This is a genomic window from Nonomuraea sp. NPDC004702 (assembly GCF_053601695.1).
Window position 1 is genome coordinate 1 of sequence record NZ_JBSGCE010000155.1, and the last position, 6,977, is coordinate 6,977.

Sequence of the window (6,977 nt, forward strand, 5' to 3'; positions counted from 1 at the left end):
TGTTCACCGGAATCATCGAGGAGAAGGGCGAAGTCGTCGCCATCGAGCCGGCGGGCGGGCAGGTCGGCGGTGGCGCCCTGCTGTCCGTACGCGGCTCGCTCGTCACCTCCGAGGCGACGTCACACCGCATTCGGTGGTCAGCCACCGATCACCGGGGTCAGCAACCCCGCGGGGCCAAGACACATAGGCGCTGGTCGGCGTGTACGGATCGGTCGAGGTTGAGCGCGGAGCCCGCTGTGAGGCCGCCGAGCGAGCTGTGGTCGAGCGACTCCCCGATGACGTCGACGGTGAACACGTCGTCGTTGACCTCGACGACCGTCAGGCGGACGGCGTTGACGGCGATCGAGTCCCCGTGGGCGGGATGATGGTTAGAGGTGTGGAGGGAGTCTCGCGGGGCGAGGTGCGTTCGTCGTTGCTTCGGTAGGGACGGACGTCGGCCCATTAATCGAGCGGGGCGCGCTTGAAGCGTTCGACCTCGCCGTTGGTCCGGGGGTGGTAGGCGCGGGTGTGTTCGCCGGTCACGTTGGGCCCGGCCAGGGCGTGGCGCCAGACGGTGGCTTCGCGGTAGCTCTAGGCGTTGTCGGAGATCACACGTTCGATGTGGGCGATGCCCAGGGAAGGGGGCGGCGGCGTGGGTGGCGGCCTTCTCGTCGGGGTGGACCTCGCCGCGGAACAGGCAGATGTGGTCGTCGACGGCCGAATGGATGTAGTCGAAGCCGACGGTGCGGTGCGGTTGTGGCTGCGCTGGTCGCGGCCGTGGATGCGGCGGCCGCCATCGTCGGGAAGCGACGGAGGTTCTTGACGTCGACGTGAAGCGGTTCGTCGGTCTGTCGCGTTCGTAGCGGCGGATCGGCCGGCCGGTGGGCCGCTCGTACAGGCTTGTCTATTCCTTTGGCGCGCCAGCGATGGAGCCACGTGTAGAGGTGGTGGGGCGGGAGATACCCATGCCGCCACGTGGGCGGAGGAACGGCCGGACAGGACGCGTGGGATGAGCAGCCGCCGGCCATGATCGGTCAGCCGGGCGTTACGGTGGAACACGGAGCCTTCGTCTGGGCGGGTCCGACACCTACACCACAGCGGAGGCTTCTCCATCGATCAAGCCCTGGCTGTTGACAAGGCTCGTGGTCAATACTCCCGAACGGCTCAGAATGTGCCCGCCGAGGCCGCTCCTGACCCACGCCCTTCGGGACACGCGCCGCCTACCTTCCGTCTCCGGGCCTGGCTTCGGGCGATGGTGGCCAAGCCGGAGTCACCATCGCCGGCGCCGATCATTTCGCGGACGGCTCGTCCATTGCCGCTCGGACCGCTGATCGCGCCACCGAGTCCGGCTAGCCACGTCCTTCTTGGCCGCATCCATCAGGTTCTCCTCAAGTTGGCGGTGATCAGCGAGAGGAGACGGCGAGCGGCCCGGCGGCCAGCGCGTGAGCATGCCCGGATATGCCATCCACCGGCCCAACACCTGCCCACGGCTGATGGCCTTGGCCACGCCGCTCGCCGCCGAGTTCGTGGGACCGAGGCCTGGTCTACATCGTCGAGAGTCGCGACGACGCGGCGGTGGTCAGCGGTCAGGCCGTGCTGATGAGAAGGCACGCGTCCCATCCCGAGCGTGGTGGCGTGGCGTGGCGTGCGGTTTCCAGCGCCAGCCCGACCCCGGCTGCCCCGTCGGGCAGTCCAAGGGCGGTGTTCTGACCGCCAGCGCGACGGGCGAGCGCGGCCGCCAGGACGGGGAGCCGCCGTCCGATCGCGGGATTGGCGGCGTCGGCGGCGGCCCGAAAGGCAGTCTGGTATAAGCCGGCCAAACCGTGGCACAAACCCACGTCGGTGATCTTGCTGAGGTGCTGGTCGGCCAAGCATTCCGCCATGGCCTTCTCGGCGATGCCACGTCGGACGGGGTCGCTGGTGGCCAGGGCGGCCAGTTGCAGCGCGCGGGCGATGCCGGGTGTGCCATGACACCACGACGGCCGCCCGGGGCCTTGCTGGGTGGGCCGGCCAGCGCGCAGCTCTTCACGAGTGAGCCACTGTGGCCACCACAGCCCTTCGGCGGAGGATTGCCGCCACTGATCGAACCAGCGGCACAGCCCGTTAATCGCGTCGATCTGGCCAGGCACCTTGTAACCGCGCAGCGCGGCCAAGGACATCAGCGCGAGAGGACCGGCGGCGCCGTGTGCCAGGCCGAGGTTGACGTGCCCGCCCGGAGTCGGCCGCAGCGGGTCCGGGTCGTGGCCGACCCACCAGCCCGGTAACTCTTGCCCCTCGAGACGACGCGGCTTGGACAGGCGAATCATGTAGTCCAAGACGCTGGCCAACAGATCGCTGCCGGGAGCTCGGAGAAGCAGCAGCGCGCCGATCCCGGTCAGCCCGCGAAACACGTCGAACTCGGCGAAGGAGGCGGGCATGCGCCGCCTGGCCCGTTCCGCCGCGGTGGCTAGGCGACGCTGCGTCAGCCGCGAGATTTGCTTGTCCAGGCCGCTGGCCGCCTTGTGATAGCGGAGATCGCGGCCCGTGGCGGCGGCGTGCAGGATGAACGCGATAGCTGGCGCCCCGTAGTAGAGAGCGGCGTGCGATGCGCTGTCGATCGGGCCGGAGGTGACCTGCCTGATGTGGGCGTGAGCGATCGCCCAGTCGCCGGTGCCGGTCAGGGCTCGCTCGATGTGCAAGAGCGTGGCCGCGGCCAAGCCTTTGGCTAGGGATTGCCGGTCCACATCGCGCGCGCTGAGCTCCACATGCTCAGAGGTGGTGCGGCCGGTCATCGCTCACCATCCGCCGCGTGATGGCGCGTCACCACACGCGCACGGTAGGTGGTCACCGCCGCGCCGCGGAGCTGGGGTGCGATCCGCGGTGGGATGGTGGCTGGCACGGCGCGTAACGCCGGATGCGGCCCCGGCGTGATGCTACCTCCGTCCGGGATGAGTTCGCTGGCGAGCCTGTCTTTCACCTCAGTGGCTGGATGGATGGCCTTGTCGTTCACGTAGGGGTCTCCGTGTGATGCGTGTTGTGATCAGCTGATGCGCGCGAGGCTGGGTGTGGCGTGTGGTCGTGCCGCGGCACCTGGACGTGGGGCCGCGTCGGAGACGCGGCAGCTGGGGCTGACAAGCTTCGAGGCGATGGCGTTCCCCCACCCGTCCGCCCAAGAACGAGCACCGCGGTCATGATCGTCATTGTCTGGCCGAAAGGCCATACGGACGGCGTGCGCGAGAAGCTAGGAGAAGCCACACGTGGCGGGCACGAAGTCTCCCGGCTCTCTTGCGGTCAAGTGGCAGGGCGGTGAGCCGTCGACGGCCGCGTCGCTCGCGAGGACGGGTCACTGTCGTTGGTCAGCTGGGCGGGTGGTGGCACGCTGGCCACTTTGGTGAGCGTGGCCGGCGGGAGTCGGTTCGGATGGGGAGCTGCCCGGCCAACGCGCTCAGCAGCACGGCGGCGCCCACCGCCTTCCATGTGGCACGGCGCACACGCTTGTCGGGGACGAGGATCTCCACATGGTGGTCAAGGTCGTACCGGCCGAGCAGATTGAGCAGGCTTCGCCCGGTGGTGCCAGGCCACAGATATTCGGCGAGACGGGCGGTGTCGATCAGGCCCGCGGGCCGGATGTCGCTCAGCCGCAGGTTCAGCAGCCGCCAGTCGTCTCCGATATCGTGCCCGACCAGGTAGCGGCCGTTCAGCTTGCCGGCGATGGTGGCGCGCAGGTCCTGGAGAGTCGGCGCGTGGGCGAGGGCATCGCCGGTCAGTTCCGGCGAGATCCACGGCTTCGGCTCGACGCGGCGGCCTGGATTGACGGTAGCGGCCCAAGCCGCGGCCATGTTGGGGCGGCCTTCTGTCACCGGGACGGCCGCGACCTCCAAGACCGCCTGGTCGCGCCAGTCCCGGCCACCGGTGCCGACCACATCGAAGGCGACGAGTGGCAGGGCCGTCCAGAGCTGGTCCAGCATGTCGTGTTCCCTGCTGTTCGTGGTGGCCATGGGACATTCGGCGGATCTGGGCTGACGGCTCGCGGAAGAACTCCTCAGAGCCCGAACCATGCGCGCCAATGGACGCCGCTCATCGTTCTTGGCCTACCTGGCAGAGGGCCGCCAGGTCGCGCGGGTCGATCGTGATGACGCGCCGGGACGGGCCGATCGAGCGAAGAGCATCGTTCTTCCACGTGGGCGGTGCCACTCGGTTCATGAGGGCGCGCATCGCGCGGGGGTCAGCCGCCTTGAGGATGATGCCTTGATCGCATTGGCCGCGGTAGATGGCGATGTAGTGCTGCCAGTATTGGGAGTACATCAGCACGAACCATCCTCGGCCGTATTCCTGAAGCTCTGCCAGGTGCCCCCGCCAGACTGCCGGTTGGGGGGTGGCGTTGGTCGCGCGAGCCAGCATGTCAGCTCCTTCGATGCGAGCGAGCGGCGGTTGTTCACAAGGGGGTTAGGCAGAGCTTGGCCCTGTTCGTAGCGGGCATCGGCGAACCGTTCAACGGCCTCGTGGCGCCCGCGTCGGTGACAGCAGTGTAGGCGGAAGATCGCCTACAGGGGACTGCCAATCTGTGGCGAGACTACTGGGCTGCGTGCCAAGGGGACTTGCGACGACAGCGTTCGCGGGCGTCGCGGGCCTGCGGGCCCGGTGGGTGAGCCAACGTCTTGTTGTGGGCTGTCGGGAGTGTGCGGTGTTCGTGCTGTGTTCGTGATGGTGTTTGTTGGCATATGGCTTCCATGAGCCTTTCTCATCCTATTGTCGCAGGTCAGGAGCGGTGGCTGGCGAAGATGAACCCTGTGGCCCGCGACAAGGCTCAGACCTCCGGCAGCTGAGCTGGACGGGGAGACGCGCCATCACTCCTGCTCTGGAGAGCCGGGCAAGGAGGATGAAAAAGGCTCCATGACGGCTCGAAGTGTTCTCAGCGCGGTGTGCTGGGTCGGATTTGTGGGTGGTAGGAGCCAGTACCGTACTGGTGGTTCGCGGTGTTGGACTGGTGGGAGTGTGAGGCGTGGGCTGATTTCGGCGGTTGATTGGTTGGGCAGCCGCCAGTGGTCGGCGGTGCCGGCTGGTACGACGAAGTAGAGGGCACGTTGTATGGGGTCGACGATGACGGGCAGGCTGGTGTCGGGCAGACGCTGGAGTATCGTCAGGCCGACGTGTCGCGGTACTCGAAGGCCGTCCCAGCCGCTGGTCGTGAGTGGGCTTGGTGCCGCTGTCTCGCGCATGATCACCGTGTCTGTTCGTCGAGCGATGCTGCCCGCGAGGATAGGGGAGTGCGGGGGGCGGTGCCCGAACTGTCAGTTCGGGCTTGGAGCGGCTTGACCTCACAACGCCAAGCGAGCGGCGAGCGCGTCGACCTGCCGTCGATATGTTGGCCGGGCCCGGCGGCGCAGACGGCGGATCATCTCCTGGGCATCAATGTTTCTGGCCAAGTCTTCAGGCGCGATCGCTTCCATATCGAGCAAGTGCACCAGGACGGCTGGATCTTCCCGCCTCTGATCGTAACAACGGGCGACTTCTAGCAGGAAGGTGAGGCGTCGTTCTATCGACGGCAGGTGAGTGGTGTCGATCTGGTCTGCGACGCGTAGAGCCTCCGCGGCTTCGCCGGCTTCCATCTCGATGCTCAAAGCGTGCAGGTTGACGTTGGTGGGTCCGAAGACGGTCCACATGATGTTGCCATCGCCAGCCTGTTCCGCGCGTAGCGCCGCGCTGCCGAACAGGCGTTCACGAGCTCGCCACCAGTCCTTGCGCCGGGCATCAGCGACGACTGCCACTAATTCCAGCGCGCCGGTCATCGCGACCCGGTCGGTGCTTTCGGGCAGGGCGTTCAGCGCCTCGATGCCCCCGATCGCGGTCTGTTTAGCCCCCTCGTTCTCGCCGCTGGCGAGAAGGACATGACCGAGGTTCCACTTGGCCGCCGCCAACCGGAGTGGATCATCGGCGTTCTCGGCGGCGCGCGACGCGCGATCGGCCACCATGAGCGACAGATCGACTCTGCCCGCGCGGCGACAGTACGAGCGAAGCATGAAGTACAGGTCGGCGGCGGTCCTGAGAACATCTCGCCGTGCCGCGATGTCGGTGGTGAGGCGATGCGCTCGCATGGTGTTCTCGATGTCGACGATGAGTGCGGGGAGCACCGCGCCGGCTTCGGTGAAGCGTTTCGGGCTCGTCTGCCAGATGCGCCATACCGCTTCCACGCGCTCCCGCAATTGAGCGGGGGCCACGGGCGGGGCTGGGTTAGTCGGGGCGTAACCCAGCAGGGCGGAGACGACGCCGTCAGCCACGAAGGGGCTCTCACTCGGCGATCGCTCAGGTTTCTCGTCGCTAAGAAGCGCCGAGAGGGGGACATCGAGTTCCGCGGCGAGAGCTTGCAGGACGGGGATTGAGGGAATCTTCAAGCCGCGTTCGATCTGACTCAGATACTCCTCGGTGATCCCGCACAGACCTGCGACGGCGGCCTGCTTGCGCTGTCTCTTCACACGCCAGAAGCGCAGACGTTCCCCGACGGGAAGTCCCGGAGCGCTCATCCGACATTCCTCCTGTCGTTGTAATCGAGCCTGGGTCTGAACGAGGCTGGTGGGGCCAGACCGGATCGAGTATGTGTCACCCTGAAGCGCGATGAGCGTCGGTTGGAGGAATCTGTGGCGGTTCGCCGGATCGTTTTGTGGGATATTGACCACACTCTCATCGATACAAGAGGAGTCGGACGCGAATTATCGGCCAGGGCGTTCGAACAGGTCACAGGTGTGCCGATGATCGAGCAGGCGAAGGTCGACGGCATCACCGAAGCGGTGATCTTCCGCGAAACCGCCAGCCTGCACGGGCTGCGGACCGATCGACATGACTTCGAGCGATTCGCCGCCGCGCTCACCCAGGCTCATCTGGAACGAGCCATCGAGCTGCGCGAGCGCGGGCACGCGCTGCCTGGAGTCAGGTCGGAGCGCTGCGCCATGGAAGCCTCCTCACTGGCATGCGACTTCCAGATGATCCGGGGTCGGGAGACCGCCGCCGTCCTGGCGGGCGGA

The 6,977-nt window shown here is 67.1% G+C and carries 6 protein-coding genes and 1 pseudogene; 1 reads left to right on the forward strand and 6 read right to left on the reverse strand.

Annotation, left to right across the window (positions count from 1 at the left end):
- Positions 1-157: 157 nt before the first annotated feature.
- From ACWEJ6_RS53975 to ACWEJ6_RS54000, 6 genes are all read right to left on the reverse strand, one after another.
- Complete coding sequence (locus ACWEJ6_RS53975; protein WP_452433521.1) at positions 158-442, reverse strand: hypothetical protein; 285 nt, start codon at positions 440-442, stop codon at positions 158-160.
- A gap of 1,123 nt (positions 443-1,565) precedes the next feature.
- On the reverse strand, positions 1,566-2,750 hold the full coding sequence (locus ACWEJ6_RS53980; RefSeq protein WP_452433523.1) for a lanthionine synthetase C family protein: 1,185 nt from the start codon (positions 2,748-2,750) through the stop codon (positions 1,566-1,568).
- Positions 2,747-2,968 carry a hypothetical protein gene (locus ACWEJ6_RS53985; protein ID WP_452433524.1) on the reverse strand — a complete coding sequence of 74 codons (222 nt, stop codon included), beginning with the start codon at positions 2,966-2,968 and terminating at the stop codon, positions 2,747-2,749. Before ACWEJ6_RS53985 ends, ACWEJ6_RS53980 begins: the two co-directional genes overlap by 4 nt.
- Before the next feature lie 346 nt (positions 2,969-3,314).
- A complete protein-coding gene (locus tag ACWEJ6_RS53990) occupies positions 3,315-3,926 on the reverse strand; it encodes a 3'-5' exonuclease (protein ID WP_452433525.1) in 612 nt (203 codons plus the stop codon).
- Between the two features lie 109 nt (positions 3,927-4,035).
- Complete coding sequence (locus tag ACWEJ6_RS53995) at positions 4,036-4,359, reverse strand: hypothetical protein (RefSeq protein WP_452433526.1); 324 nt, start codon at positions 4,357-4,359, stop codon at positions 4,036-4,038.
- A 917-nt stretch (positions 4,360-5,276) separates the two neighbouring features.
- Positions 5,277-6,479, reverse strand: a complete 1,203-nt coding sequence (locus ACWEJ6_RS54000) for a helix-turn-helix domain-containing protein (protein ID WP_452433527.1) — start codon at positions 6,477-6,479, stop codon at positions 5,277-5,279.
- A gap of 225 nt (positions 6,480-6,704) precedes the next feature.
- Between ACWEJ6_RS54000 and ACWEJ6_RS54005 the strand changes: the two are divergent.
- Positions 6,705-6,977, forward strand: a pseudogene (locus ACWEJ6_RS54005) (hypothetical protein); the annotation flags it as partial.